At 54.1% G+C, this 1,124-nt stretch carries 2 protein-coding genes; both read left to right on the forward strand.

Going from position 1 to position 1,124, the window contains the following annotated elements:
• Positions 1–47 precede the first annotated feature (47 nt).
• Positions 48–557, forward strand: a complete 510-nt coding sequence (locus HKK80_RS14935; protein WP_411800374.1) for an IS630 family transposase — start codon at positions 48–50, stop codon at positions 555–557.
• On the forward strand, positions 554–1,117 hold the full coding sequence (locus HKK80_RS14940) for an IS630 family transposase (protein WP_411800375.1): 564 nt from the start codon (positions 554–556) through the stop codon (positions 1,115–1,117). The genes HKK80_RS14935 and HKK80_RS14940 overlap by 4 nt, the downstream gene beginning before the upstream one ends.
• Positions 1,118–1,124: the final 7 nt, after the last annotated feature.

Genomic DNA, 1,124 nt, shown 5'->3' on the forward strand with positions numbered 1-1,124 from the left:
ATAGTGTTTAATCAAGATATTTACCGATAGACGTAGTAGATTTGGTAATGGGTCGGCTTGAAGAGGTTGCGCTTGAGGAACTCTACGAACTCAAAGAGGAGATTGACGAGGGAAAGCCGCGAGAACGCGTTCTCGCGGCGATCGGGCGCAAGCAGGGCGATCAACTCGATACGCTGGCTAAACGGCATGGCGTCGTTGAAAAAACGATCCGCAACTGGCTCGATCGGTTCGAGGAAGAACCGATCGAGCAGGCCCCCTACGACGCTCCTCGCCCAGGAGGCCCAGCAAAAATCGAGGGAGAACAGCGTGAACAGCTATTCGAACAGCTGCAACAGCCACCAACTGAACTCGGCTACGACCAGCAAGCGTGGTCAGCGAAGCTCTTGCTTCATCACGTCAAAGAGGAGTACGGCGTCGAATACCACCAGAACTACGCGTACGACTTGTTGAGAGAGGCCGGGCTATCCCTGCGGACAGCACGGCCTCAACACCACGAGGCTGACCCCGAAGAGAAGGCCGAGTTCCAAGAGACAGTCGAAAAAAACGGCCCGAACTGAGCGAAAAAACCGTCGTTGTCGTCGATCAATTCACCAAGCACGTCGGAACCGTCCAGCGGCGTGGCTGGTACCCAATCGGGTCAGATCCGACGATAGAGACTGCAACGTCCTGGGAGTCGGTGACAGTGCTGGGCGCGGTCACCGACGATGGTGACAGCTTTTTCTGCTGGACAGAAGAGAATCTCACACGGAACCATGGGATTCGGCTGTTAGAGGCGTTGAAAGAGAGGTTCGGTGAGGAATTAGTGGTGTTTCTGGATCGAGCAGGCTACTTCTACGCGAGAGATCTTTGGGAGCATGTGAGTGGTGAGCGCGAGACCGAAACTGTCGGAGACAGTTCGGTCTCGTGCGTGCGCGGGGATGATCTCGAAGTGTGGTACTTCCCGTCGAAACTTCCCGAATTAAACCCTGTCGAAGGGTGCTGGAATCAATTGCAAGAGTGGTTCAAGTACCGCCTTATGCCAGATCTCTCGACGCTGAAAGAATACATTCCACGAGGATTGAGCGCGATCACCGAACCAAACATCTGGCCGTATCTTACCGGTAAAGATTCGAACTAAACACTAT

The organism is Halonotius sp. F2-221B (genome assembly GCF_046719765.1).
Taxonomy (GTDB): domain Archaea; phylum Halobacteriota; class Halobacteria; order Halobacteriales; family Haloferacaceae; genus Halonotius.